The organism is Delftia sp. JD2 (assembly GCF_001682645.1).
GTDB classification, from domain to species: Bacteria; Pseudomonadota; Gammaproteobacteria; order Burkholderiales; family Burkholderiaceae_C; genus Comamonas; species Comamonas acidovorans.
The window spans coordinates 144,070-170,610 of record NZ_LFJT01000005.1; the positions used below are offsets into that span (position 1 = coordinate 144,070).

The 26,541-nt window shown below is 69.4% G+C and carries 24 protein-coding genes; 11 read left to right on the forward strand and 13 right to left on the reverse strand.

Going from position 1 to position 26,541, the window contains the following annotated elements:
* Positions 1-109: 109 nt before the first annotated feature.
* The 6 genes from ACM14_RS04630 to ACM14_RS04655 form a co-directional block, all read right to left on the reverse strand.
* On the reverse strand, positions 110-982 hold the full coding sequence (locus ACM14_RS04630; RefSeq protein ID WP_065345469.1) for a CoA ester lyase: 873 nt from the start codon (positions 980-982) through the stop codon (positions 110-112).
* A 23-nt stretch (positions 983-1,005) separates the two neighbouring features.
* The gene (locus ACM14_RS04635; protein ID WP_013800091.1) at positions 1,006-2,013 is read right to left on the reverse strand and encodes a tripartite tricarboxylate transporter substrate binding protein BugD; all 1,008 of its coding nucleotides are present in this window, start codon (positions 2,011-2,013) and stop codon (positions 1,006-1,008) included.
* Between the two features lie 103 nt (positions 2,014-2,116).
* Entirely contained in the window at positions 2,117-3,481 is a 1,365-nt protein-coding gene (locus tag ACM14_RS04640; protein ID WP_012202139.1) for an MmgE/PrpD family protein, read from the reverse strand.
* A 41-nt stretch (positions 3,482-3,522) separates the two neighbouring features.
* Positions 3,523-4,725 (reverse strand): CaiB/BaiF CoA-transferase family protein, encoded by a 1,203-nt coding sequence (locus tag ACM14_RS04645; RefSeq protein WP_065345470.1) that lies wholly within the window; start codon positions 4,723-4,725, stop codon positions 3,523-3,525.
* Between the two features lie 11 nt (positions 4,726-4,736).
* The gene (locus ACM14_RS04650; RefSeq protein WP_012202137.1) at positions 4,737-5,903 is read right to left on the reverse strand and encodes an acyl-CoA dehydrogenase family protein; all 1,167 of its coding nucleotides are present in this window, start codon (positions 5,901-5,903) and stop codon (positions 4,737-4,739) included.
* A 30-nt stretch (positions 5,904-5,933) separates the two neighbouring features.
* Positions 5,934-6,839: a MaoC family dehydratase N-terminal domain-containing protein gene (locus ACM14_RS04655; RefSeq protein ID WP_065345471.1), complete on the reverse strand. Its 906-nt coding sequence runs from the start codon at positions 6,837-6,839 to the stop codon at positions 5,934-5,936.
* A 207-nt stretch (positions 6,840-7,046) separates the two neighbouring features.
* Here ACM14_RS04655 and ACM14_RS04660 point away from each other — a divergent pair, with 207 nt between their 5' ends.
* The 5 genes from ACM14_RS04660 (at position 7,047) to ACM14_RS04680 (ending at position 12,418) form a co-directional block, all read left to right on the forward strand.
* Positions 7,047-7,964 carry an SDR family NAD(P)-dependent oxidoreductase gene (locus tag ACM14_RS04660; protein ID WP_016450244.1) on the forward strand — a complete coding sequence of 306 codons (918 nt, stop codon included), beginning with the start codon at positions 7,047-7,049 and terminating at the stop codon, positions 7,962-7,964.
* A 169-nt stretch (positions 7,965-8,133) separates the two neighbouring features.
* The gene (locus tag ACM14_RS04665; protein WP_065345472.1) at positions 8,134-9,027 is read left to right on the forward strand and encodes a MaoC family dehydratase; all 894 of its coding nucleotides are present in this window, start codon (positions 8,134-8,136) and stop codon (positions 9,025-9,027) included.
* 51 nt (positions 9,028-9,078) lie between these two features.
* Positions 9,079-9,876, forward strand: a complete 798-nt coding sequence (locus ACM14_RS04670; protein WP_012202133.1) for an enoyl-CoA hydratase/isomerase family protein — start codon at positions 9,079-9,081, stop codon at positions 9,874-9,876.
* A complete protein-coding gene (locus ACM14_RS04675) occupies positions 9,873-11,174 on the forward strand; it encodes an acetyl-CoA hydrolase/transferase family protein (RefSeq protein WP_065345473.1) in 1,302 nt (433 codons plus the stop codon). Before ACM14_RS04670 ends, ACM14_RS04675 begins: the two co-directional genes overlap by 4 nt.
* 35 nt (positions 11,175-11,209) lie before the next feature.
* The gene (locus ACM14_RS04680) at positions 11,210-12,418 is read left to right on the forward strand and encodes an acetyl-CoA C-acetyltransferase (protein ID WP_013800084.1); all 1,209 of its coding nucleotides are present in this window, start codon (positions 11,210-11,212) and stop codon (positions 12,416-12,418) included.
* A gap of 10 nt (positions 12,419-12,428) precedes the next feature.
* Here the strand turns inward: ACM14_RS04680 and ACM14_RS04685 are convergent, their stop codons facing one another.
* The 3 genes from ACM14_RS04685 to ACM14_RS04695 are packed head-to-tail and all read right to left on the reverse strand — an operon-like array spanning position 12,429 to position 15,708.
* Positions 12,429-13,436, reverse strand: a complete 1,008-nt coding sequence (locus ACM14_RS04685; RefSeq protein ID WP_034397674.1) for a tripartite tricarboxylate transporter substrate binding protein — start codon at positions 13,434-13,436, stop codon at positions 12,429-12,431.
* Positions 13,433-14,452 (reverse strand): NADPH:quinone oxidoreductase family protein, encoded by a 1,020-nt coding sequence (locus ACM14_RS04690; protein ID WP_065345474.1) that lies wholly within the window; start codon positions 14,450-14,452, stop codon positions 13,433-13,435. Before ACM14_RS04690 ends, ACM14_RS04685 begins: the two co-directional genes overlap by 4 nt.
* A 32-nt stretch (positions 14,453-14,484) precedes the next feature.
* Positions 14,485-15,708, reverse strand: a complete 1,224-nt coding sequence (locus ACM14_RS04695; protein WP_175403240.1) for a CaiB/BaiF CoA-transferase family protein — start codon at positions 15,706-15,708, stop codon at positions 14,485-14,487.
* Between the two features lie 99 nt (positions 15,709-15,807).
* Here ACM14_RS04695 and ACM14_RS04700 point away from each other — a divergent pair, with 99 nt between their 5' ends.
* From ACM14_RS04700 to ACM14_RS04725, 6 genes are all read left to right on the forward strand, one after another.
* Positions 15,808-16,803, forward strand: a complete 996-nt coding sequence (locus tag ACM14_RS04700) for a LysR family transcriptional regulator (protein ID WP_084027309.1) — start codon at positions 15,808-15,810, stop codon at positions 16,801-16,803.
* Positions 16,804-16,958: 155 nt separating this feature from the next.
* The gene (locus ACM14_RS04705) at positions 16,959-17,966 is read left to right on the forward strand and encodes a tripartite tricarboxylate transporter substrate binding protein (RefSeq protein WP_013800080.1); all 1,008 of its coding nucleotides are present in this window, start codon (positions 16,959-16,961) and stop codon (positions 17,964-17,966) included.
* Positions 17,967-17,980: 14 nt separating this feature from the next.
* Positions 17,981-19,492, forward strand: a complete 1,512-nt coding sequence (locus ACM14_RS04710; protein ID WP_065345476.1) for a class I adenylate-forming enzyme family protein — start codon at positions 17,981-17,983, stop codon at positions 19,490-19,492.
* A 355-nt stretch (positions 19,493-19,847) separates the two neighbouring features.
* Positions 19,848-20,819 carry a tripartite tricarboxylate transporter substrate binding protein gene (locus tag ACM14_RS04715; protein WP_065345477.1) on the forward strand — a complete coding sequence of 324 codons (972 nt, stop codon included), beginning with the start codon at positions 19,848-19,850 and terminating at the stop codon, positions 20,817-20,819.
* Entirely contained in the window at positions 20,797-21,057 is a 261-nt protein-coding gene (locus tag ACM14_RS04720; RefSeq protein ID WP_013800077.1) for a hypothetical protein, read from the forward strand. Before ACM14_RS04715 ends, ACM14_RS04720 begins: the two co-directional genes overlap by 23 nt.
* Complete coding sequence (locus ACM14_RS04725; RefSeq protein ID WP_065345478.1) at positions 21,041-22,432, forward strand: amidase; 1,392 nt, start codon at positions 21,041-21,043, stop codon at positions 22,430-22,432. Before ACM14_RS04720 ends, ACM14_RS04725 begins: the two co-directional genes overlap by 17 nt.
* A 68-nt stretch (positions 22,433-22,500) precedes the next feature.
* On the opposite strand, the gene ACM14_RS04730 is transcribed toward ACM14_RS04725, so the two are convergent.
* From ACM14_RS04730 to ACM14_RS04745, 4 genes are all read right to left on the reverse strand, one after another.
* Positions 22,501-23,631, reverse strand: coding sequence for a zinc-dependent alcohol dehydrogenase family protein (locus tag ACM14_RS04730; protein ID WP_065345479.1), 1,131 nt, complete (start codon positions 23,629-23,631; stop codon positions 22,501-22,503).
* On the reverse strand, positions 23,628-24,854 hold the full coding sequence (locus tag ACM14_RS04735; RefSeq protein WP_254661998.1) for an ABC transporter substrate-binding protein: 1,227 nt from the start codon (positions 24,852-24,854) through the stop codon (positions 23,628-23,630). Before ACM14_RS04735 ends, ACM14_RS04730 begins: the two co-directional genes overlap by 4 nt.
* Before the next feature lie 161 nt (positions 24,855-25,015).
* Positions 25,016-26,041, reverse strand: a complete 1,026-nt coding sequence (locus ACM14_RS04740) for a tripartite tricarboxylate transporter substrate binding protein (RefSeq protein ID WP_034397659.1) — start codon at positions 26,039-26,041, stop codon at positions 25,016-25,018.
* A 146-nt stretch (positions 26,042-26,187) separates the two neighbouring features.
* Positions 26,188-26,541, reverse strand: a complete 354-nt coding sequence (locus ACM14_RS04745; RefSeq protein ID WP_065345481.1) for a zinc ribbon domain-containing protein — start codon at positions 26,539-26,541, stop codon at positions 26,188-26,190.

Sequence of the window (26,541 nt, forward strand, 5' to 3'; positions counted from 1 at the left end):
GGCCAAGCGTATTCGAGGCAGATGGATTCACCATCAGGGAAATCATTGGACTGCTTGCACCAGAATCAGAAAACTCTGAGTGCAAAACGGCCTTTCAGTCTCATTTTGATCAAGACCGTGCTGCAGATCTCTGTTGCGCCCAGGCATGGCGCAGCAGCACCTGTTCGGCCTGCTTGAGCACGGGCGCATCGACCATGCGGCCGTCCAGCACGCAGACGCCGCCTCCGGCCTCGGCCAGGGCCTGGCGCAGGCGCTGCGCGTGGGCCACGGCCGCTGCATCGGGGTCGAAGACGGCGTGCAGGGGCTGGACCTGGGCCGGGTGGATGCACAGCTTGCCGCCAAAGCCCATGCGCCGCGCGCGTGCCGCATCCTGGGCCAGCCGCTCGGGGTTGCGCGTGTCCACCGTCACGCCGTCCACGGCCGCGCCGGTGCCGGCGCGGCGCGAGGCCAGGACCAGGGCCATGCGCATGGGCAGCAATTCTTCCTCGCCCTGCTCGCAGGCCATGCCCGCATCGACCTGGAAGTCCAGGTGGCCGAAGGCCAGGCGAACCACCTGGGGCGCGGCAGCCAGGGCGTCGGCCGCGTCCAGGCCGGCCACGCTTTCGATGAGGGGCAGCACGGCCGCTCGTGCACCGGCAGCCTGGGCCACCGCATGCAGTGTCTGGGCGCGCTCGGCCTTGGAGACCATGACGCCGGCCACGCCCTGCTCCACCAGCTGCGCCAGCGCGCGCAGGTCATCCGCATGCCAGGGCGTGCCTTCGGCGTTGATGCGCACCAGCAGGCGGGCACGGGCCGGGCCTTCCAGCGCACCCACGGCCTGGGCCAGCGCCTGGCGGGCGCCGTCCTTGTCGGCCGGGGCCACGGCGTCCTCCCAGTCGGCGATGACCATGTCGGCGCCGCTGTCCAGGGCCTTGCCCAGGCGCTCGGGCCGCGTGGCGGGGACGAAGAGAAAGGAAGTGGCCTGTCGCGCCAGATCGTGCATGCGGATGTCCTTGGGAGAGCGGTTTATTCGGCCGAGACGCCTGCGGCCTTGATGACCTTGTCCCAGCGCGCCACCTCGGCCTGCAGGTGGGTGCGCAGGCCTTCCGGCGTGGCCTTGTCGGGCGTGACCAGGTCGGAGCTGAGTTCGGCGATGCGCTTTTTGACGTTCTCGTCCTTGATGGCCACGTTCAGCGCCTTGTTGATGGCCATGACCACCTCCTTGGGCGTGCCCTTGGGCGCGTACATGCCGTGCCAGACCTTGACGTCGAAGCCCTTGAGGCCCTGCTCGTCCAGAGTGGGGATGTCGGGCAGCGAGGACAGGCGCTTGGGCGTAGTCACGCCGAAGACCTTGGCGCGCTGGCCGTCCTTGATCACGGGCACGGTCTGCGTGGTCTGGTCGCACAGCAGGTCCACCTGGCCGCCCATGAGGTCGTTCATGGCCGGGCCTGCGCCCTTGTAGGGCACGGTGGTGAGCTTGACGCCCGCCTGGTGCATGAACAGCATGCCGCACAGCTGGGAGACGGCGCCGATGCCGGCATTGGCCAGCGAGACCTTCTCCTGGTTCTTCTTCACGTAGTCCAGCAGCTCGGCAAAGTTGTTGGCCGGGAAGTCCTTGCGCGACAGCAGGGTCATGGGCACGTCCAGCACCTGGCCGATGTACTCGAAGTCCTTGAGCGGGTCATAGGGCAGCTTCTTGTACAGCGCAGGCGCCGTGGCCATGCCCATGTGGTGGATGAGGATGGTGTAGCCGTCGGCCTTGGCCTTGGCCACGCGGTTGGGCGCAATGGTGCCGCCCGCACCCACGGTGTTTTCGACCAGCACGCTCTGGCCCAGCACCTGGCCCATGGGCACGGCCAGCAGGCGCGCCACCACGTCGGTGGGGCCGCCAGCGCTGTAGGGCACGACGAGGACGACGGGCTTCTCGGGCCAGGCCGCGGCCAGGGCGCCGGTGGTCGTCCCGCCGGCGGCAAGGGCGCAGGCGGCGGCCGCTGCGTAAACGAGGCGGCGGCGGAAAGAAGTGGTGCGTTGCATGGTTTGTCTCCTGTGCACTTTGGTGGAAGCGGGAGGCGCTCTGTGGTGGCGCCTTTCCCATGGATTCGCCGGCCGGGGCCGGCGCGAAAACTCAGTCAAGAACTCAGTCAAGCAGGCGCTGCACGCGCGGCCAGTGCGCGATCTGCCACAGCCGCGCTACAGCGGCCTGGGCGGGGTCGTCCTGCAGGGCACCGCCATAGGCGATCAGTCGCAGCGCCTTGGCCGTGATCTCCTCGCGCGACAGCGTGTTGCCCGGATCGCCCTTGGGCTCTTCCACGCGGCCGTGCAGCGTGCGGCCATCGGTGGTGAGCACGGTGACCTTGCCGATCCAGCGCTGCGGGTAGGCGGCATCGACCTCAGGGTCCAGCACCATGCCCACCTTCTCGCGCAGGGCCACGGTGGTGGCGGCCAGGTATTCGTTGTCGAACTCGTCCAGGCCCGCATGGCCGTGGCGCGCGGCCAGCGCCAGCACCGTGCCCATGGAGAACTTGCTCTGGTGCACCGTGCCGGGATCGACCACGGGGCCCAGCACGTCGATGGCGCCCTGGTGCACGTGGCAGGTGACCTGCGCCAGGTCGGCGGGGGCCAGGCCGTGGTCCTGCATGACCTGCAGCAGCGCGTCGGCGGCCGGGTGCGTGTGGCGGCAGGAGGCATGCCATTTGAACGAGGTCTCGGCCGTGGCCCAGCGCGTGCCGATGCCGTCCGTGAGGCGCGTGGGATCGGCGTCCGTGGACATGCCTGCCGCCAGGCCCTGCGGCCCGGTGAAGATGTCCTGCGCACCGGTGAATCCGTCCCGGGCCAGGTAGGCCGACATCAGGCCCGCAGCGGCCGCATGCGCCGTGTGCAGCTGCTTGCTGTCGGCGCCCGTGCGCAGGAACTCCCACAGCCCTGCCGACTGCGTGCCGGCCGAGCCGAAGGCATGCTGCATCTGCGCGGGCGTGAGGCCCAGCAGCCGGCCCACGGCGGCCGCGGCGGCCAGGGTGCCGGCCGTGGCCGTGGTGTGGAAGATGCGGTAGTGGCTGCGGCCCAGGAACTCGCCCACGCGGATGCCGACCTCATAGCCGGCCACGCAGGCGGCCATGAGCTCGGCGCCGCTGGCACCGATGCTCTGCGCCACGGCCAGCGCGGGCGGGAAGACCACGGCGGCGGGGTGGAAGACCGAGCCGTTGTGCACATCGTCCTGCTCGGCCACATGCGAGGCCGCGGCATTGGCCAGGGCCGCCATCATGGGCGAGGTGGTGTCGGCACTGCCCAGGATCTCGCTAGGCCCCTGCGCCGGTCCCTGGGACAGCGCAAAGCGCGTGATGCTCTGCACGGGGCGCGCGCCCTGGCCTGCGAGCACGGAGCCGAACCAGTCCACCCATAGGTCTTCGGCGCGCTGCTGAACGGCGGCGGGAACGTCGTCCCAGCGCAGCGAGGCAGCGAATTGGGCCAGCGGATGGATGCTCACTTGGGTGTCGTTTTTCATGGGTTGGGTCTCCGGCGCATTCTTGGGCATGCGCCCTGGTTTCAGGGGGCGGTTTTTCCCGGGGGCGGGCACAGGGCACTGATGCGCTCGGTGCTCCAGCCCAGCTCGGCCAGGATGGCAGCGCTGTGCTCGCCCACGGCGGGCACGGCCTCCATGCGGTAGTCGAAGGCGCTGTTGGCACCGGGGGGCAGCAGGGCCTGCACGGGTCCGGCCGGCGTGTCCACGCTGCACCAGCGCTGGCGTGCGGCCAGCTGGGGATGGGCCCACAGGCCGGCCATGTCGTTGACGCGCGCATTGGCAATGCCGGCCGCATCCAGCCGCTGCACCACCTGGGCGGCATCCAGCGCGTTGAACACGCCCAGGATCAGCGCACGCAGCTCCTCGCGGTTGGCGTTGCGGCGCGCATTGCTGTCGAAGCGCGCATCCGTGGCCAGCTCGGGCTGCAGCAGCACCTGTTCACAAAAGAGCTTCCACTCGCGTTCGTTTTGCAGGCCCAGCATTACCGTCCCACCGTCACCGGCCTCGAAAGGCCCGTAGGGATAGATGCTGGCGTGCGAGGCGCCGGTGCGCGGCGGCGGCGGCGCGCCGTCGAAGGCGTAGTACATGGGGTACCCCATCCACTCGCCCAGCGCCTCCAGCATGGACACGTCGATGTGGCTGCCCTCGCCCGTGCGCCCGCGCAGCAGCAGGGCCGACAGGATGTTGGTGTACGCATACATGCCGGCCGCGATGTCGGCCACCGAGATGCCGGCCTTGGACGGCACCTCGGGCGTGCCCGTGACCGAGAGAAAGCCCGCCTCGCTCTGGATCAGCAGGTCGTAGGCCTTCTTGTCGCGGTAGGGGCCGTCTGCGCCGTAGCCGCTGATGTCGCAGACGATGAGGCGCGGAAAGCGCTCGCGCAGCGCCGCATAGGACAGGCCCATGCGCGCGGCAGCGCCGGGCGCCAGGTTCTGCACCAGCACGTCGGCACCCTCCAGCAGCTGCAGCAGCGCCTGCATGGCCTCGTCCTGCTTGAGGTCCAGCGCCAGGCTCTGCTTGCTGCGGTTGATCCAGGTGAAGTGCGAGGACTGGCCCTGCACGCGCTGGTCATAGCCGCGCGCAAAGTCGCCGCTGCCGGGCCGCTCGACCTTGATCACGCGCGCGCCCAGGTCGGCCAGCTGGCGCGTGCAAAACGGTGCGGCCACCGCATGTTCCAGCGAGACGACGGTGGTGCCGTCCAGGGGCCTCAGGCGTTGCTGTGTCATGCGCAGTGCCTTCAGAAAGAACGCGGGAGACCGAGGATGTGCTCGGCCACGTAGGAGTAAATGAGATTGGTCGAGATCGGCGCCACCTGGTACAGGCGCGTCTCGCGGAACTTGCGCTCCACGTCGTATTCGCAGGCAAAGCCGAAGCCGCCGTGGAACTGGATGCAGGCATTGGCCGCCTCCCAGCTGGCCTTGGCCGCCAGGTACTTGGCCATGTTGGCCTGGGCGCCCATGGCTTGGTTGGCGTCGAACATCTCGCAGGCCTTCCAGCGCATGAGGTTGGCGGCCTCGACCTCGATGAAGGCATCGGCAATGGGGAACTGCACGCCCTGGTTCTGGCCGATGGGGCGGCCGAACACGTTGCGGTCGCGCACATAGTTGGTCACGCGGTCCAGGAACCAGTAGCCGTCGCCAATGCATTCGGCCGCAATCAGCGTGCGCTCGGCGTTGAGGCCGTCGAGGATGTACTTGAAGCCCTTGCCTTCCTCGCCGATCAGGTTCTCCTCGGGGATTTCCAGGTTCTCGAAGAACAGCTCGTTGGTCTCGTGGTTGACCATGTTGGGGATGGGGCGCACGGTCAGGCCGCTCTTCTGGGCCTCGGCCAGGTCCACCATGAAGATGGACATGCCCTCGCTCTTTTTCTTCACCTCGGCCAGCGGCGTGGTGCGTGCCAGCAGGATCATCCAGTCGCTGTGCTGAACGCGGCTGATCCAGACCTTCTGGCCGTTGACCACGTAGCGGCCATCCTTCTTGACAGCGCTGGTCTTGATCTTGGTGGTGTCCGTGCCCGTGGTGGGCTCGGTCACGCCCATGGACTGCAGGCGCCATTCGCCCGAGGCGATGCGCGGCAGGTACTTCTCCTTTTGCGCCTGCGAGCCGTGGCGCAGCAGCGTGCCCATGTTGTACATCTGCCCGTGGCAGGCGCCCGAGTTGCCGCCGCAGCGGTTGATCTCTTCCATGATCACGCTGGCCTCGGTCAGGCCCAGGCCCGAGCCACCGTACTCCTGCGGGATCAGCGCGGCCAGCCAGCCGGCCTTGGTCAGCGCGTCCACGAAGGTCTCGGGATAGGCGCGCTGCTCGTCGATCTTGCGGAAATACTCGTCGGGGAACTCGGCGCACAGCGCACGGATGGCGTCGCGGATTTCGGGGAAATTGTTGGAAAGCGTGTGTTCGATCATGGTGGTCTCAAGGCTCGGTGTTCAGGGGTCTCAGGCCAGGGTGGCTTTTCCGGTCATGGTCAGCCAGCCCTCGTGGTCTTGCGCCCAGAGTTCGACGGTCTTGCCGTCCGCAGAAGGCTTGCCGTGCACGCTGAAGGCATGCAGGTCGAAGGTGGGGCGCACGGCCTTGAACTCGAAGGACAGCACGCGCGCCTGGGGCAGCTCGCGGCGCAGCAGGTCCAGCAGCAGGGTGGCGATCAGCGGGCCGTGCACGATCAGGCCCGGATAGCCTTCGACGCCCGTGACGTAGCGGCGGTCGTAGTGGATGCGGTGGCCGTTGAAGGTCAGGGCCGAGTAGCGGAACAGCAGCACGTCGTCGGGAACGATGGTGCGCGACCAGGTTTGCTGGCCGTCCAGCGGCGGCTTCTGCGGCGTGGGCGCGGGATCGCCGGGCTGGGCAGCGGCGCGGTAGACGATGTCGTGCTCCTCGGTCAGCGCCAGGCCCTGGTCGTTGCTGTAGGCATGCTCGACCAGCACGAACAGCAGCTCGCCCGAGCGGCCGCTCTTGTGGCTGACCGAGCCGATGGTGGAGCGGCGCTGCACCTTCTGGCCCACCTGCAGCGCGTTGCCTGCCTCCCAGCGCAGGCGCCCGCCGGCCCACATGCGGCGCGGCAGCGGCACGGGCGGCAGAAAGCCGCCACGGCGCGGGTGGCCGTCGGGGCCGATCTCGCTTTGGCGTGCATGGGGCAGGAAGTACATCCAGTGCCACAGCGGCGGCAGCGCCGTGCCGTCGGCGGGCTCAGGGTCTTCCCGGTCCAGCGTGGCCGACAGCGCGGCCACGGGCGCGGCCGTGATGCTGTCTGCCAGGGTTTCGCTGCGGCCCTGCCAGGACTGAAGATGCGCCAGCGCGGCGGCGTCGAGGGTGTCGGTAGCTTGCTTGTCTGTCATGGCCGCCATGGTCGGTGCAAGCGCGGCGGCCCGCAATCCGCGTTTTCTTAAGCAAGCCTTTGGCCGCGCTGAAGGCTGGGCCGGCGCGGCCTGTCCGCCGCTGCTTTCATTCCCGCGAAGTCCGCCCTTGTGATTGGCGAATGGCGCAGCCAGGCGTTTGCCGGCATCCTTGGTCCCGACTTCTTTCCAACGAACACTGAACGGGGACGACAGGCCATGGCGCAAAAAATGATGCAGGACAAGGTAGTGGTGGTGACGGGTGCCGGCGGCGGCATCGGGCGCGACATGGCGCTGGCCATGGCGGCCGAGGGCGCCAAGGTGGTGGTCAACGACATAGGCACCTCCACCACAGGCGAGGGCACGGACGCCGGCCCGGCGCAGAAGGTGGTCGATGAGATCAAGGCCGCAGGCGGCCAGGCCGTGGCCAACACCGACAGCGTGGCCGAGGCCGCCAGCGCGGGTCGCATCGTGCAGTGCGCCGTGGACAGCTTCGGCCGCATCGACGGCGTGGTCAACAACGCCGGCATCCTGCGCGACCGGTTCTTCCACAAGATGAGCCTGGACGAGTGGGACGCCGTCATCAAGGTCCACCTGTACGGCAGCTACTACATGAGCCGCGCGGCCGCCAACCATTTCAAGGAGCAGGAAAGCGGCGCCTTCGTGCACATGACCTCGACCTCGGGCCTGATCGGCAACCTGGGCCAGGCCAACTACAGCGCGGCCAAGCTGGGGCTGACGGCCCTGTCCAAGTCCATTGCGCTGGACATGCAGAAGTTCAACGTGCGTTCCAACTGCATCGCGCCGTTCGCCTGGAGCCGCATGATCGGCTCCATCCCCACCGACACGCCCGAGCAGCAGGCGCGCGTGGCCAAGATCCAGCAGATGACGCCCAACAAGATCGCCCCGCTGGCTGTCTACCTGCTGTCCGACGCGGCCAGCGACGTGAACGCCCAGGTCTTCGCCGTGCGCAACAACGAGATCTTCGTCATGAGCCAGCCGCGCCCGCTGCGCTCGGTGCACCGCAGCGAGGGCTGGTCGCCCCAGTTCATTGCCGAGCACGGCATGCCTGCGCTCAAGGCATCGTTCGTCCCCCTGGACCGCTCGGCAGATGTCTTCAGCTGGGACCCTGTTTGAACGACACCCCCTGAGGCGCTACGCGCCTTCCCCCTCTCTACTCGCTTCGCGAGGGAGGGGGACGACACCCTCGGTGCGGGGCGGCCCTTCCTCGGTGTCCCTGAGTCGGGCCGCGCCAGTTGCGAGGGTTGAAGCGCGCCAGCGCAATCAAACACTGAGAGGAACCGTGATGGCCATCAGCTATCAGCACCTGAAACAGCGCCCCTTCGAGCCCGTGCGCCAGCACTATGGCGAGCGCGACACCATGCTCTATGCGTTGAGCCTGGGCCTGGGCAGCGATCCGCTGTCGGATGCGGCCCTGCCCTTTTTCTACGAAGGGGCGCCGGGCGGGCTGCGCGCCCTGCCCTCGCAGGCCGTGGTGCTGGGCTATCCGGGCTTCTGGGCGCGCGAGGCCGATACGGGCATCGACTGGGTGAAGCTGCTGCATGGCGAGCAGCGCATGCGGCTGCACCGCCCGCTGCCGGCCAGCGCCGACGTGGTGGGCCACAACCGCATCACGCACCTGACGGACAAGGGCGAAGGCAAGGGCGCCATCATGGTCACCGAGCGGCGCCTGGAGACCGCCGGGGGCGAGCTGCTGGCCACCGTGCAGCAGGTCAGCTTTCTGCGCGGCGATGGCGGCTACAGCCTGCTGGACGGCGGCCAGCCCAGCGACGCGCCCCTGGCGCCGCTGCGCCCCACGCCGGAGGACCGCGCGCCCGACTTCACCGACACCCAGGCCATACGCCCCGAGGCCGCGCTGCTGTACCGCCTGATGGGCGACTACAACCCGCTGCATGCCGACCCGGCCGTGGCGCGCAAGGCCGGCTTCGAGCGGCCCATCCTGCATGGCCTGGCCAGCTACGGCCTGATGGCCCATGCCGTGCTGCGCCAATGCGGCGACCGCAACCCCGCGCGCCTGAAGGCGCTGGATGTGCGCTTCACCGCGCCCGTCTATCCCGGGGAGACCCTGGTCACCGAGATCTGGCGCACGCCCGACCAGCCCTGCCAGCTGCAGTTGCGCGCCCGCGTGCTGGAACGCGACAAGATCGTGCTCAGCCACGGCTACGCCGAACTCGCCTGATGCACGGCGGCCTCGCAAGAGGCCGCTCCTTCCCCCTGCCCTGGAGTTCCCATGAACACCTCCCCCGTATTGACCTCCGTCCAGGACGGCATAGGCACGATCACGCTGAACCGGCCCGAGGCCCGCAACGCGCTCAACCAGGCCATGCGCCCGGCCCTGGCCGCCGCCGTGGCGCAGATGCGCGATGACGCGCAGGTGCACACCGTCATTCTCACGGGCGCGGGCGGCGCCTTCTGCTCGGGCGGCGACATCAGCCAGATGATGGATGCCAGCCAGGCCGGCCTGCCCTGGCGCCAGCGCATGCGCAGCCTGCACCAGTGGTTCCCCGAGCTGGTCAACCTCGAAAAGCCCGTGATCGCCGCCGTGGACGGCCCGGCCTTCGGCGCGGGCCTGAGCCTGGCACTGGCCGCCGACTTCGTGCTGTGCACGCGGCGCGCGAAGTTCTGCGCCGTGTTCGGCCGCATCGGCCTGGTGCCCGACCTGGGCGCCATGCACATGCTGCCGCGCATCGTGGGCCTGCAAAAGGCCAAGGAGCTGGTCTTCACCGCGCGCACCGTGCAGGCCGAGGAAGCCAGGTCGCTGGGCATGGTCTACGAGATCGTGGAAGACGGCGAGGCCCTGCAGGCCGCCGCCGTGGCGCTGGCGCGGCGCTTCGGCGAGGCATCCACAGCCGCCATCGGCATGGCCAAGACGGCCATGAACCAGGCCTTTGAGCTGGACGCACGCGCCATGGCCGAGCTGGAAGCCTATGCCCAGACGATGTGCCGTGGCTCGGACTACCACCAGGAGGCGGTGCAGCGCTTCAAGGACAAGCAGCCCACGCGCTTCGACTGGGACCGCGCGCCATGAGCGCGCTGTCGCCGGACACCCTGCAAGAAAGGCTGCAGGCCCTGATCCGCCCCGGCGACACCCTGTGGTGGGGCCAGGCCACGGCCGAGCCGCTGACGCTCACGGGCGCCGTGGTCGCGCACCGCCATGCACTGGCCCGGCACGGTGGCCAGGGCCGGCTGCGCGTTTTCGTGGGCATGGGCGCATCGGACACGCTGCAACCGGTGCATGCCGACGCCATCGACTTCTTCGGCTACGCGGCCGGCGGCCCCCACCGCGCGCTGGCCCAGGCGGGCGTGCTCGACATCCTGCCCAGCCACTACTCCCACCTGCCCGGCCTGATCGACGAGGGCCTGCTGCCTGCCGACGTGGTGCTGCTCCAGGTCTCGCCACCCGATGCACAAGGCCGCTACAGCCTGGGCCTGGTCCATGAATACCTGCCGGCCGCCATACGCAAGGCGCGCGTGCTGATCGGCGAGGTCAACCCCGCCATTCCGTGGACGCACGGCAGCCTGCACCTGCAGGCCGGCGACTTCGCCCTGCTGGTCGATGCTGAACACCCTCCGCTGGACCAGGCGCGCAGCGCGCCCGGCCCTGCCGAGCAGGCCATTGCCGGCCATGTGGCCGCCCTCATCGAAGACGGCGCCACGTTGCAGGTGGGCGTGGGCAACCTGCCCGAGGCCGTGCTCGCCGCGCTGCACGGCCACCGCGACCTGGGCCTGCACAGCGGCGCCGTGGGCGACGGCATTGCAGCCCTGGCCGAAGCCGGCGTGCTGACCCACGCGCGCAAGAGCCAGGACCGCGGCGTGGGCATTGGCGGCATCCTCATGGGCGGCGAATCGCTCAGGCGCTGGGCCCACCGCAACCCCGCCCTGCAACTGCGCGAGACGCGCTACACGCACGACCCCGAGGTGCTGGCCGCCAGCCACAGGCTGGCCGCCATCAATTCGGCGGTGGAGGTGGACCTCACGGGCCAGATCAACTCCGAGGTGGCGGGCGGCGTCTACGTGGGCGCCGTGGGTGGCGCCGTGGACTTTCTGCGCGGCGCGGCACGCAGCCGCGGCGGCCTGCCCATCATCGCCCTGCCCGCCACGGCCAGGGGGGCCACGCGCATCGTTGCGCGGCTGTCCGGCCCCGTCAGCACGCCGCGCAGCGATGCCGGCCTCATCGTCACCGAACACGGCGTGGCCGACCTGCGCGGCCAGACGCTGTCGCGCCGCGTGAAACGGCTGATCGACATCGCGGCACCGGAGCACCGCGCCGACCTGGAACAACAGGCACATACCCTGCTGCGCCAATGCGGCGCAGCCTTTTCCTGATCCACTGATCCACTGATTCCCAAGGAGACAACACCATGCGCAGAGCCGCCATCGTCACCCCCCTTCGCACGCCCGTGGGCACCTTCGGCGGCAGCCTGCGGCCGGTATCGGTCGAGGAGCTGGCCGCCACCACGGTGCGCGCCGTGGTCGAGAAAAGCGGCATCGACCCCGCACGCATCGACGACGTGGTCTTCGCCCAGTCCTACGCCAGCAGCGAGACGCCCTGCGTGGGCCGCTGGGCCGCGCTGCAGGCCGGCCTGCCGGTGACGGTGCCGGGCATGCAGCTGGACCGGCGCTGCGGCGGCGGCCTGCAGGCCGTGGCCACGGCGGCCATGATGGTGCAAAGCGGCGCCGCCGACGTGGTGATCGCAGGCGGCGTGGAGAGCATGAGCAACATCGAGTACTACAGCACCGACATGCGCTGGGGCGCGCGCTCGGGCAATGTGCGCTTCTACGACCGACTGGACCGCGGCCGCGAGCGCTCCCAGCCCGTGGAGCGCTTCGGAAAGATCTCGGGAATGATCGAGACCGCCGAGAACCTGGCGCGCGACTACGGCATCAGCCGCGAGGCAGCCGACGCCTACGCCGTGCGCAGCCACCAGCGCGCCGCCGCCGCCTGGGAGGCGGGCCGCTTCGCCGACGAGATCGTCCCCGTCAAGGTGCCCCAGCGCAAGGGCGACCCCGTGCTGTTCACGCGCGACGAAGGCTTTCGCGCCGACGCCACCACCGACAGCATGGGTAAGCTGCGCGTGCTCATGCCCAATGGAACGGTCACGGCCGGCAACGCCAGCCAGCAGAACGACGCCAGCGCCGCCTGCCTGATCGTGGCCGAGGACAGGCTGGCCGAGCTGGGCCTCACCCCCATGGCCACCCTGGTGGGCTGGGCCGCCGCAGGCTGCGAGCCCTCGCACATGGGCATAGGCCCCGTGCCCGCCGTCAAGAAACTGCTGGCGCGCCTGAACCTCACGCTGGACCAGATGGATCTGGTCGAACTCAACGAAGCCTTTGCCTGCCAGGTGCTGTCCGTGCTCAAGGGCTGGGAGTGGAACGACCAGGGCGCCATCGACCACAAGCTCAACGTCAACGGCTCCGGCATCTCCCTGGGCCACCCCATCGGCGCCACCGGCGTGCGCATCCTGGCCACCCTGCTGCACGAGCTGGAGCGCCGCAAGGGCCGCTATGGGCTGGAGACCATGTGCATAGGCGGTGGCCAGGGGATTGCGGCGGTGTTCGAGCGGGTGTGAGCTTCCCGCCTCAATCCGCCCGCGCCCCCGAAGCCTTCACGATCTCTTCCCACTTGCGGGCTTCGGCCTGGATGTAGCGCGCGAACTCGGCGGGCGTGGAGCCCACGGGCTCGGCGCCCAGGCGGCGGTATTGCGCTGCGATCTGGGGTTCGGCAAGCACGCGGCGGGACTCGGTCCACAGTTTCTGCACCACGTCCTGGGGCGTGTTCTTCGGCGCCCACAGTCCGTACCAGGTGCTGGTGCGAAAGCCCGGCATGCCGGCCTCTTCCATGGTGGGCACATCGGGCAGGGAGGGCGAGCGACTGGCGGAGGTGACGGCCAGCGCACGCAGCCGGCCCGAGGCGATGAAGGGCATGGCCGAGGGCATGGAGTCGAACATGAGCTGGATCTGCCCGCCCATCAGGTCGGTCAGGGCCGGCGAGCTGCCCTTGTAGGGCACATGCTGCATCTGCGCGCCTGTCTTCAGGCGGAACAGCTCGCCCGACAGGTGCTGTGACGACGCATTGCCGGCAGAGCCGAAGTTCACTTGCCCGGGATGGGCCTTGGCCCAGGCGATCAGCTCCTGCACATTGCGCACCGGAAGCTGGCTGCCCACGACCAGCACCAGGGGCACATCGACCAGTTGCGTGACCGGCTCGAAATCGCGGAAGGCGTCATAGGGCGCGCTGGCATAGACGTAGGGGTTGATGACGTGGATGGAGGCGTTGACCAGCAGCGTGTAGCCGTCGGCCGGTGCCTTGGCCACCAGGGCCGCGCCGACCATGCCGCTGGCGCCGGCCTTGTTGTCCACGACCAGCGGCTGGCCCAGCGCCTCGCCCAGCCGCGTGGTGACCACGCGCCCGACCACGTCGGTAGGCCCGCCCGGTGGATAGGGCACGACGACGCGGATGGGCGCCTTGGGATAGCCCTGGGCCCCGGCGGATGGCTGCGCGCCTGCCGTTCTCCATGCGGCCAGCGCCGCAGCGGCGCCCAGCAGGGTGCGGCGGGAAAGCGCGGGGCCTGTGCGTTGCGTTGTCATACCTTGTCTCCTTGAATGGCGAGTGCGAGCTTGCCGGTCACGTTGCGGCCGTGCAGCGCATCCAGCGCAGCCGGCAGTTCATGCATGGCGAAGACCTGGCTGATCTGGGGATGGATGCATCCCCGGGCCGCCCAGTCGAGCAGCGTGGCAATGACGGGCTGCAGCTGCGCCGCGAAGGCCTGGCGTTCATCGGCCGGCGTCCAGCCGATGTAGCGGCCGTAGAAGAAGCCGTGCAGCGTGAGGTTCTTGACCAGGGCCAGGTTCATGGGCACGGCAGGGATGGTTCCGCTGGCAAAGCCCACGCTCAGCAGTTGCGCGTTCTGCGCAGCGGCGCGCAGCGCCTGCAGCAACAGATCGCCGCCCACGGGATCGAAGACTACGGAGGCGCCCCGGCCCTGCGTGGCCTGCTTGACCTGGGCGGCCAGGTCCTGCGGGGTGACTGCCTGGTGCGCGCCACGGCGCAGCGCATCGGCGCGCTTGGCCTCGGTGCTGGCGCAGGCGATGACCTGCACGCCGGGCGTCTGCCGGGCCACTTCCACCGCCGCGGCGCCCACGCCGGACCCGGCGCCCAGCACCAGCACCACATCGCCTTCCTGCAGGCGCGCGCGCCAGTGCAGGGCCGTGTAGGCCGTGCCGTAGGACAGGGGAATGGGCAGGGCCTGCAGCCAGGGCATGCCCGCAGGCAGGCGGTAGACGGTGGATGCATGCACCACCGTTTCCTGCGCAAAGGCACCCCAGTCGGCAATGAAGGCCACGGCATCGCCGGGCTGCAGGTGCTGCACCGCGCTGCCGCATTCCAGCACGCGCCCCACGCCTTCGGTGCCGGGCACGAAGGGCAGCGGCGGGCGCCGCTGATAGCGGCCCTCGATCAGCAGGCCCGTGGCGTGGCTGACGTTGGCGTAGGCCACGGCGATCCGCGCCTGGTGCGCGCCCAGGGGCTGGCCGGGCCGGTCCATGGACTGCAGGCTGACCACCTCGTGCGGCGCGCCGAATTGATGGCAGACCAGGGCCTGCATGCGGGAGTGCGGGGATGCGGATGCCGGGGCGCTCATGCCATTTCCTCCGCCGCGCACTGGCGCACAACCTCACTGTCTATCAGTTGATCGATCTCCTGCGGCGTGCAGCCGGCCTCGGCCAGGATCTGGCGCGTGTGCTCGCCCGTGCGCGGCGCGGCGCCAAGGGATGCACCGGAGGCTGCTGCGTCTGCCGGCCAGGGTGATGCCGCATACAGCAGCGGCCCGAATCCGGGCTGCGCCAGCGTGGCGAACGATGCGCGGTGCACGGCCTGGGGGTGCGCCACCACGTCGGCCAGCGTGCGCACGCCCGCATGCAGGGCGCCCTGTGCGGCCAGGCGCTGCTCCCAGTGGGCGCGCGGCTGCTGCGCCAGCAAGGCCTGCAGCCCGGCATGCAGGACATGGCGGTGGGCCATGCGGCCCGCATTGGAGGCAAAGCGCGCGTCCTGCAGCCAGTGCGGCAGGTCCAGCGCGCGGCACAGCCGTTCGAACTGGTCGTTGTTCAGGGCCAGCACGGTGATGAAGCCATCGGCCGTGGCGAACACGCCGTTGGGGGCGCTCACGCCTTCGGCGGGCAGGCCGCCGCGCAGCGTGTCTTCGGCCAGCACCGTGGATTGCAGGGCGCAGCAGACCTCGAACAGGTTCAGCTCCACATGGCGCCCGCGCCCGCTGCGCGCCTTGCCCAGCAGGGCCGCCGTGCAGGCCTGTGCCGCGTAGACACCGGCTGCGATGTCGGCCAGCAGCAGGCCCACGCGCTGGGGCTGGCCCTGCGCGTCGCGGTTGCTGGTCATCAAGCCCGTGTCGGCCTGCATGACGGAGTCGGTGGCGGGCCGGTCCGCATACGGCCCCGTGGATCCGTAGCCGCTGATGGAGACGTACACCGGGTCCAGGCCGGCCGCGCGCAGGCTGTCGTAGTCCACGCCCATGCGCTGCACGACCTGGGGGCGGAAGTTCTGCACCACGATGTCGGCCTCGCGCGCCAGCCGCAGCAGCAGCGCGCGCCCCTGGGCCTGGCGCGCATCAATGGCAATGCTGCGCTTGCCCGCGTTGTAGGTGGCCGACAGGCTGCTGTGCCCATCGCGCGAGATGCCCACGTGGCGCGCCCAGTCGCCTTCGGGCGGATCGACCTTGATCACCTCGGCGCCCTGGCGCGACAGCAGGTGGGTGCAGTAGGGGCCGGCCACGCCCTGGCTCAGATCGAGCACACGGTAGTGCGCCAGGGGCGCCGGCGGCGCGGTTTGCAAAGCTTCTTGGTTCACGGTCTGCGGCCTTTCGCCATGGTTTCCTCCATGCTAGGGAGGCAGGGCTGGCGCCACAATCCTCGCCAGCAGGCCAGGCCTGGTGACTCCCGATCAACAATGGCCGGCCCCGGCCCCGCAAAGAATGCCGAGATGGACCTGAACCTGTGCCGCGTCTTCATCGACATCGCCGAGGCCAAGAGCCTCACGCAGGCGGCCGAGCGCGGCGGCATGACGCGCTCCAACGTCTCGCGCCGGCTGCGTGCGCTGGAGACCGAGATGGGTGCGCAGCTGCTGCGCCGCACCACGCGCAATGTGGAACTCACCCAGGCCGGCCAGCTGCTGTACCGGCGCTGCCTGGCCATGATGGAGGAGCTGCAGCGTGCCCGCGATGCCATCCACCAGTTGCGCTCCACCGTGAGCGGCGAGGTGGGCGTGCGCGTGCCCACCGGCTTCGGGCATTTCTATCTCAAGCCGCTGATCCTGGGCTTTTGCCGCGAGCATCCCGACATCCGCCTGCGCCTGCTGATCAACGACCAGATGGCCGACCTCGTGGCCTCCAAAGTCGATCTGGCGGTGCAGATCACCTCCGCGCCGCTGGACGATCTGGTGGCCACGCGGCTGTGCGATGTGCGCTGGAACTTCGTGGCCACGCCCGCCTGCCTGCAGGCGCTGGAGCAGTCGCTGGGCCGGCCCCTGCGCGCGCCTGCCGACCTGCTGCAGGCCCGCCTCATCCTGCCGCTGGCCATGGGCGGCAGGCTGGCCTGGCTTACAGGCAGCGGCGACGATGGCGTCGCCGCTGCCCTCGATGTGCTGCCCTCGCTGCAATCGGGCGACTACCGCCTGCTGTACGACGCCGTGCTGGACGGCCTGGGCCTGGCCCTGCTCCCGGACTACGTGACCTCGGCCGCGCTGGCCGGCGGCACCCTGGTGGCCGTGCTGGACCAGGTGGTGTTCTCCGGCCTGGGCAATGCCATGTACCTGGTGCGCATGCCCGACCGCCAGCCCACCATGGCGGCCCGCGCCTTCCAGCAGTTCCTGCGCGAGGCCATCGTCACCGCCGCGCCCAGCTGGCAGGCGGGCGCCGAAGAGGCGGGTGCGGACCTGTCTTCCTAGGACGTCCTAACAGCCGGCAAACCCCGGCTTAGGCAAAAGCAGATTCCCAAGAAGCGCCGGCGTGCGCACCATTGCCTGCATGTCCGGCGCAGACCGGGCGCGCCGCCGTGCAGGCCACGGCAGCGCTTCATTCATTTTTTGCAGGAGACATGCACATGCCCGCCCAACACCGCCGCAAGGCCCTGGCCACCCTGGCCCATGCCCCGCTTCTGGCGTCCCTGGTGACCGCCCTGGCCACCCTGACCGCCCTCCCCGCCGCCGCGCAGGACGCGCAGCCCGTGCGCCTCATCGTGGGCTACTCGGCCGGTGGCCCCGTGGACCAGGGCGCCCGCCTGCTCAGCGTGGCGCTGACCAAGGAGCTGGGCGCCTCGGTGGTGGTGGAGAACAAGCCCGGCGCCAACGCCACCATGGCCGGCAGCGAGGTCGTGCGCGCCAAGCCCGATGGCCTCACGCTGTGGTTCGCGGCCAGCCCCACCATCACCATCAGCCCCAACGTGATGAGCAAGATGTCCTTCGACCCGGCCCGTGACCTCACGCCCGTGGCGCCCGTGCTCAGCTACTACAACGTGCTGGTGGTCAACAACAACGAGCCCTACAAGACCACGGCCGAGCTCGTGGCCTATGCCAAGGCCCATCCGCAAAAGCTCAACTACGGCTCGGCCGGCGTGGGCGGCTCCAACCACCTGGGCGCGCTGCTGTTCGCGCGGCGCAGCGGCATCGAGATGAACCACATCCCCTACAAGGGCAACGCACCGGCCATGACCGACGTGATCGGCGGCCAGCTGAGCATGATGCTGGACATCATCAGCACCGCCAGCACCTACATCCAGAGCGGCAAGGTGCGCGCCGTGGCCGTGACCTCGCCGCAGCGCAATGCCTCGCTGCCCGATGTGCCCACCTTTGCCGAGTCCGGCATCGAAGGCCTCAAGGGCTTCGACGTGGGCGGCTGGTATGGCGTCTACGGCCCCAAGGGCATGTCGCCCGAACTCGTGGCCCGCCTGAACAAGTCCATCAATGCCGCCCTGGCCCAGCCGGAGCTGCGCAAGCGCCTCAAGGAACTGGGCTACGAAGAGTGGACCGGCGCCCCCCAGAAACTGGCCGAGCGCGGTGCAAAAGAACGCGCGATGTGGGCCACCGTCACCCAAGGCATTGTGGTGGACTGAGGGATACGCGGAGCATGAGTCAACGAATACACCATCTGCTGGACCGCTGGCTGGCCGAAGCGCCGCAGCGTCCCTTCATCCACCTGCCCGACGGCAGCAGCCTGAGCTTTGCCGACCTGGGCGCGCTGGCGGACACGGCCGAGGCCGAGCTGCGCGCGCTGCAGGTGCGGCCCGGCGACCGCGTGCTGGTCGTGGCCGAGAACTGCCCCGAGCATGCGGCGCTGATCCTGGCCTGCAGCCGCGTGGGCGCCTGGTCCTGCGGCGTGAACGCACGCATGGCGCCCGGCGAGATCGATGCCTTTGCGGCCAAGGCCGATGCGCGCGTGGTGTATTTCACCTCGGCCGCATCGGACAGCGCCAGCGGCCACGCGCGGCGCTTTGGCGCAGGCGACTCGGCGCTGGCCGGCATGCAGCACAGCCCCGTGCGCGCGCAGGCGGTGGCCGAATCCGGCACGCTGCAGGACGAGGTGGCGGCGCTGATCTTCACCTCGGGCACCACGGGCACGCCCAAGGGCGTGATGGTGGGGCATGACGCGCTGACGCTGTTCGCGCGCGTCTCGGCCGCATCGCGCGGGCTGGGTCCGCAGGACCGCAGCTATGCCTTCGTGCCCATGACCCATATCTTCGGGCTGGGCACGGTGCTGCTGGCCTCGCTGCATGCGGGCGCGCAGATGGTGATGCGCCCGCAGTTCGACCCCGCAGATCTTCTGGATGCGCTGGCCCGCCACGGCATCTCGCAGCTGCAGGGGCCGCCTGCGCTGTACGCGCGCCTGCTGGCCTATCTGCAGGAGCAGGGCATTGCCCACCCGCAGGCGCCTGCGCTGCGCTATGTCTATACCGGCGCAGGCCCGCTGGACCTGACGCTGAAAAAGCGCGTGGAGGCCGCCTTCGGCCAGGCGCTGCACCATGGCTACGGCCTGTCGGAATACGCAGGGTCGGTCCACCTCACGCGCCAGGGCGAGCAGCGGCCCGACACCAGCGCGGGCTACGTGGTGGAAGGCGCCGAGGTGCGCGCCGTGGACCCGGCCACGGGCCGCAGCCTGCCGGTGGGCGAGCGCGGCGAGCTGTGGATACGCGGGCGCGGCCTGATGCACGGCTACTTCCGCGATGACCAGGCCACGGCCGCCGTGATGCGCGAGGGCGGCTGGTACGCCAGCGGCGACCTGGGCGAGCTGCATGCCGACGGCGCGCTCTTCGTGGTGGGGCGGCTCAAGGAAATGATCATCCGCTCGGGCTTCAACGTCTATCCGGCCGAGGTGGAACTGGCGCTCAACGAGCTGCCCGGCGTGCAGCGCAGCGCCGTGGTCGGGCGGCCCGAGGGCGATGGCAACGAGGAGGTCATCGCCTTCGTCGAGCTGCAGCCCGGCGCCACGCTGGACAGCGCCGCAGCACGCTCCCACCTGCGAGAACGGCTGGCGCCCTACAAGCTGCCCGCCCGCATCGTGCCCCTGGCCGAGCTGCCCACCAGCCCCAACGGCAAGGTGCTCAAGCGCCTGCTGCAGGAACAGGCGCTACGCGTTTCCTGAGCCCGAGCCGCCCAGCAGTTGCGCCGGCCACCGCTGCCGGTGCAACCTTTATCTTGCCCTGCCTCTTCCCTGCCCCAAGCCCGGATGTGCGCACGCGCCACCGCCTTCCGGAGCCGGCCTCTGCAGCATGGACGCAACACCCCTACATTGCGCATCCGCAGGCCTTGCACCCCATTCATCATGATGTAAAACTATGGCACTCAATGTTTCAATAGTTTTAACAAATTCGATATTTGTTTGCCTGCCTTGGCCTTGCCTGCAGTTACCGGATCCATCGTGAGATGCATCCCGGCGTGTCGGCCCGGATCTGCACAGGGCATGCATCCTCTCCCCCGCAACCACATGAATCAAGCCCATGAAAAGAATCCTCAGCCTGTTTCTCGGAGGTATTTTCCTGGTCGCTGCCAGCCTGGTTCATGCGGCCTGGCCAGACCGGCAGATCACGCTGGTTGTACCTTTCCCGGCAGGCGGTGGCACTGATGTCGTGGGGCGCATCATCGCCAAGGAGCTTGCACAACGCCTGCGCGTCAACGTGGTGGTGGAAAACCGCCCTGGCGCCTCGGGCAACATCGGCGCGCGCCAGGTCTCCAAGGCCAGTCCCGATGGATATACGCTGCTGATCTGCACCACGGCCCAGACCATCTCGGGCGCGCTGTATACGCAGGCCGGGTATGACGTGGCCAGCGACCTGGAAGCCATCTCCACCATCAACGACAGTCCTCTGGTGCTCATCACACGCCCGGGCCTGCAGCTGTCGTCGGTGCAGGACCTGATCGAGCTGGCACGGCGCAGCCCCGGCAAGCTGACCTATGCCACGCCGGGCTATGGCAGCGCGGGCCACATGGCGGCCGAGGCCCTGAGTCTGGCCGCCGACATACGCATGCTGCACATCCCCTACCAGGGCGCCGCGCCCATGATGGCCGACCTGGTCAGCGGCCAGGTCGATATCGCCTTCGACCTGCTGATCACGGCCAAGCAGTATGTGAACCAGGGCAAGGTCAATCGCGTGGGCGTGGCCACGCGCGAGCGCTCGCCCCTCATGCCCGACTGGCAGACGCTCAGCGAGCAAAGCCCGGACCGGCTCGGCAATTTCAACGAGACCGCATGGAATGTGCTCATGGCACCCAAGGGCACGCCGGCCGCGATAGTGAACGCCATCAATGCACAGATGAAAAATATCCTGGCCGATGAAAAGGTGCAGCGCAAATTCATGGAGCTTGGCAGCATTCCCCTTTGGAAATCCGTGGGCAGCACCAAGGCATTCGTATCCGACGACGCCAGAAAATGGAGAAAGGTGGTCAGTGATGCCGGCATCGCGAAAATCTGAAATACCCCCTTCGCCGCAGAAACTGGCAGGGCCCGATGTCAATGCGCTGCACGAATTGCTCAATGCGCTGAAAAAGCACGGCATCGACATCCCCTTCGAGCGGCTGGGACCCATCCTGGCGGAGCACCAGTTGCTGATGGAGCACCGCGGCCTCGTCAACGAACTGGCGCATGAGGCGGGTCCCTCGCACATCCACACCACCATTTCCCGTCAGAGCAACCATGCGCGGCAGTCCTGAACTTTCCATACGGCAGATGGCCAGCGCGCTGCGCGCCGGCAAGACCACCTCGGAGATGCTGACCCGGGCGGCGCTGGGACGCATCCGCGCCATGGACATCGACATCCATGCCTTCACCAATCTCGATGCCAGCGGTGCCATGGAGGCTGCGCGCAACGCAGACATGGCGCGCGCCGAAAGCGCCGACCTGCCGCTGCTCCACGGCATTCCCGTGGCCATCAAGGACGTCTACGACGTGGCCGGCCTGCCGACCACCTGCCAGTCCTGGCTGAGCCTGGACTATGTGCCCGAGGAAGACTGCACGCCGGCGCGGCGCCTGCGCGATGCCGGTGCCATCATCCTGGGCAAGCTGGCCACGCACGAGTTCGCCATCGGCGCGCCCAGCCCCGACCTGCCGTTTCCCGCGGCCCGCAACCCCTGGGACCTGGCCCATATCCCGGGCGGATCGTCGTCGGGCTCGGGCGCCGCCATTGCGGCAGGCTTCACGCGGCTGGCCCTGGGCACCTGCACGGGCGGCTCCATCCTCATACCGGCCGCCTGGTGCGGCGCCGTGGGGCTGAAACCCACCTACGGCCGCGTCTCCAAGCACGGCGTGTTCCCCCTGGCCTGGACGCTGGACCACTGCGGCCCGCTGTCGCGCAGCGTGGAGGACGCAGCCATTGCGCTGCAGGTGCTGGCCGGGCACGACCCGCTGGACCCGGCCAGCTCCACCGAACCCGTGGACGACTACTGCACGGGGCTTGAGCAGGGCGTGAAGGGCCTGACCATCGGCGTGCCGCAGGACCACTTCCAGTCCTCGCCCCAGGCGTCGCCCACGTTCCTTTCGGCCTTCGACCGCACGGCCGCGCTGCTGGCCGAGGCCGGCGCCCGTCCCATCCACGTGAGCCTGCCCCACAGCCAGCAGTTCCTGGCGGCCGGCCGCGTCATCCTCAGTGCCGAGATGTTCACCATCCATGCGCAGGACCTGCGCTCGCGCCCGCTGGACTATGGCGAGCTCACGGCGGCGCGGCTGCTGCTGGGCGCCACCGTGTCCTCGGAGGACTACCTGAACGCCCTGCGCGTGCGCCGCATGCTGGCGGCCCGCGTGGACGCGGCCCTGGACCGCTGCGACGTGCTGCTGACCGCCATCACCCTGGATACGGCGCCGCGCTTCGATCCCATGCCGCATTTCCGCCACTGGCCGGTGCAGACCCATGCCTTCAACGTGACAGGGCACCCGGCCATCAGCGTGCCGGTGGGCCTGTCGCCGCAAGGCCTGCCGCTGGCCGTGCAGGTGGTGGGACGCTACTTCGACGAGGCCCGCATCCTGCAGGTCGCCCGTGCCATCGAGCAGCTGACCGGCTGGGAAAACCAGCTGCTGCCCGACGGCACCTGACCGCCGTGCTTGGCTTGGACACAGCCGCAGCAGCAGCCCCGGTCCTCGCTGATCAGCCTGACTTCCTATCAGGCCTCCATGCGGATGATCTGGCGTATGGCCTCGCCACGCGCCAGGCGGTCAAAGCCCTCGTTGATCTGGTCCAGCGTCAGGTGGCCGGTGACCAGGCGGTCCACCGGCAGCTTGCCGGCCGCATGCAGGGCGAGATAGCGGTCGATGTCGCGGCGCGGCACGCAGCTGCCCATGTAGCAGCCCTTGAGCGTGCGCTCCTCGGCCACCAGGTGCCAGACCGGCAGGCTGATGGCCTGGGCGCTGGAGGGCAGGCCCGCCGTCACGGTCTGGCCGCCGCGCCGCGTGATGCGGTAGGCCATCTCCAGTGCCTTGGCCGATCCCACCATCTCGAAGGCATGGTCCACGCCGCCGCCCGTCAGCGCCCGCACCTGCTTGACGGCATCCTCGTCGCCGGCATTGACGGTATCGGTGGCGCCGAATTCGCGCGCCATGGCCAGCTTGTCGGCATTGAGGTCCACGGCCACCACGCGGGCCGCGCCCGCCGCCGCCGCGCCCATCACCGAGGACAGGCCCACGCCGCCCAGCCCCACCACGGCCACGCTCTGGCCGGGGCTCACCCTGGCGGTATTGGCCACCGCGCCCACGCCCGTCATCACGGCGCAGCCGAACAGCGCGGCCAGCTCCAGCGGCACCGACTTGTCGATGCGGTGCACGCCGCGGCGCGAGAGCACGGCATGCTCGGCAAAGGCCGAGACGCCGACGAAGTGCGAGATGGGCTGGCCATTGCGCGACAGCCGCCTGGCGCCCGACAGCAGGGTGCCCGCCACGCCGGCCTGGCCTGCGGGCTCGCAGAGCACCGGCCGGCCCTCGGCGCAGGGCTGGCAGTTGCCGCAGCCGGGCACGAAGAGCATGACCACGTGGTCGCCCACCTCCAGGTCGGTCACGCCCTCGCCCAGCGCCTGGATCACGCCTGCGGCCTCATGGCCGAGCACGATGGGCGTGTCGCGCGGACGGTCGCCGTTGATGATGGACAGGTCGGAGTGGCACACGCCTGCGGCGGCCACCTTGACCAGCACCTCGCCGGGGCCGGGCGGCGCCAGGTCCACCTCCCAGATCTCCAGCGGGCGGCTGTCGGCATAGGGCGCGGCTGCGCCCGTTCTCGTGAGTACGGCGGCGCGTGTCTTCATGATGTCTTCACCAGCTTGCAGCTGCTCTTGGACAGCGGGCGGAAGGCCTCGTCACCGGGAATGGTGGAGAGCACCTTGTAGTAGTCCCAGGGGTATCTGGATTCCTCGGGCTTCTTGATCTGCACCAGGTACATGTCGTGCACCATGCGGCCGTCCTCGCGCACCTTGCCGTTCTGGGCGAAGAAGTCCTCGATGGGCATCTGCTTGAGCTGGCGCGCCACCGCGTTGCCGTCGTCTCCCCTGGTGGCCTGCACGGCCTTGAGGTAGTTGGTGACAGCCGAGTAGGCGCCCGCATGGATCATGGAGGGCATCTTCTTCATCTTCTCGAAGAAGCGCCGCGACCAGGCGCGCGTGGCCTCGGTGCGGTCCCAGTAAAAGCCCGTGGTCAGCACCATGCCCTGGCCGTAGCGCAGGCCCAGCGCATGCACGTCGTTGATGAACAGCAGGCTGGGCACCAGGGTCTGCCTGGGCGCGATGCCGAACTCGTGCGCGGCCTTGATGGCGTTGACCGTGTCGCTGGTGGCATTGGCCAGGTTGATCACCGAGGCCTTGGACGCCTGGGCCTGCAGCAGGAAGGACGAGAAATCACTGGCGTTGAGCGGATGGAAGGTGGTGCCCACCAGCTTGCCGCCGCCGTCTTTCAGGAAGTCGGTCACATTGGCCGTCATGGCCTTGCCGAAGGCATAGTCCACGCCCAGGATGAACCAGTCCTTCTTGCCCTGGGCCAGGATGCCGCGCACCGCGCCATTGGCCAGCGCATAGCTGTCGTAGGTGTAGTGGATGGCCGTGGGCGCGCAGTGCTCGTTGGTGAGGATGTCCGAGGCGCCGCCGGTGTTGATCACCATCTTGCCGCGCTCGCGCGCCAGGTTGTTGACGGCGATGGCGACGGCCGTGTTGTTGATGTCCACGATCAGGTCCACGCCGTCACGGTCGAACCAGGTGCGCGCATGGGTGGCGCCCACGTCGGCCTTGTTCTGGTGGTCGGCCCAGACCACCTCGATCTTCCTGCCCAGCACCTGGCCGCCGAAGTCGGCCACGGCCATCTTCGCGGCCTCGACGGAGCCGCGCCCCGCCGTGTCCGCGTACAGGCCCGACATGTCGCTGAGCACGCCGATGCGCACCACATCGTCCGATATCTGCTGCGCCTGCGCCGCCGCCGCCCACAGCAGGCCGGCGCCCAGCGCGCAGCCGGCAGCGCGCGCCTTGGTCAAGCCGCCTCGCATCAAGCCTTTCCGCATATCCGTCTCCTTGTCTCGGGGTTGTTTTTCTGGATACCGAAGGCAAGCCTAAGCAGGCCATAGCGGCCCGCCTATGCGCGATTGCGAAAGGCGGGGTTGCAGCGCTGCGAAGCCGGGTTTGCCCCGACTCCGGCCCGCCGCCGCGCTCAGTCCGCCTGGATGCCGGCCACCTTGACCACCTGGGCCCATTTGCGCAGCTCGCTGCTCAGGCGCTCGCGCATCTGCTGCTGGGTGCCGGGGTCGGCCTCGGCGCCCGCCGTCAGCAGGCGCTGGCGCACGGCGGCATCGCGCAGCGCGGTGTTGAAGTCGGCGTTGATGCGCGCCAGCACGGCGGGCGGCGTGCGGGCCGGCGCAAACAGCGCGGCCCAGGAATAGGCCTCGTACTCGGGCAGGCCCGACTCGGCAATGGTGGGCACCTCGGGCAGCATGGCCGAGCGCTGGCGGCTGGCCACGCCCAGCACCTTGATGCGGCCGGACTTGATGTGCTGCAGCGCGCTGGGCGCATCGGCAAACATCAGCTGCACCTGGCCGCCCAGCAGGTCGTTCATGGCCGGCGCGCTGCCCTTGTAGGGAATGTGCTGCAGCTTGATGCCTGCATGCATGTTGAACAGCTCACCGGCCAGGTGCGTGCCGCCGCCATTGCCCGAGGAGCCGAAGCTCAGGCCGTTGCCGGACTTGGCCAGCGCGATCAGCTCGCGCACATTGCTGGCGGGCACCGAGGGATGGGCCACCAGGAAGACCGGGAACATGGCCGCAAAGCTCACGGGCGCGAAGTCGCGCTCTATGTCGTAGGTCATCTTCGGCTGCAGCGCCGGGTTCACCGCATGGTGGATGGAGCCCACGAACAGCGTGTAGCCGTCGGCAGGCTCCTTGGCCGCAAGGGCCGCGCCCACCATGCCGCCGGCGCCCGCGCGGTTGTCCACCAGGTTGGGCTGCTGCCAGATCTCGCCCAGCTTCTGGGTGAAGGCGCGCGCCGTGGTGTCCACGGGACCGCCGGGCGGAAAGGGCACGATGAAGCGCACGGGCCGCGTGGGCCAGGCATCGGCCGCATGGGCCACCCGGGCTGCGGGAAACAGGCTGCTGGCAGCCAGCGCGCCGCCGGCGGACAGCAGGCGGCGGCGCTGCGACGAAAAGGAAGACGGGCAAGAGGATGGGAGGGAAGACGGGGGCATGGCGAAACTCCGGGCAACGGGCGGCGGCTTGCCGCGCGGCCCATTCTGGGCAAGCCGCCCTGCGCCGTGTTTCGCCAATGTGAAAGGCGCGCTTCCAGGGCTCCCAAGCGGTGGAAACCCTGGGAAGCGGTCCACTCCGATGCCGCCTAGTGGCTGATCATCCAGGGCCGCCGCGACGGCGCGGACTTTGCGCCGTTGGGCGCCGTCACCGTGGCGCTGCGCCGGCCCGATCCGCAGCAGCCGCAGCCTGCCGGGTGCTTGAAGCGCGCATAGCCATGGTCATGGTCGCGCGAGCTGGCGGGCTCGTGGCGCGCGCGCTCGTTGGTGTCCATGGCGCGGCGCGTGCCGTCGGCCATCAGCGCCAGCCGGGGCGCGGCGGCCAGCACGCGCGCAGCAGCCGTGCCGCAGCCGGGGCAGGCCGCGGGCTCGTCGCGCAGGCGCAGCGGCCGCAGGGCCTCGAAGCCGCCGCATTGCACGCAGTCGTAGTCGTAGGTGGGCAT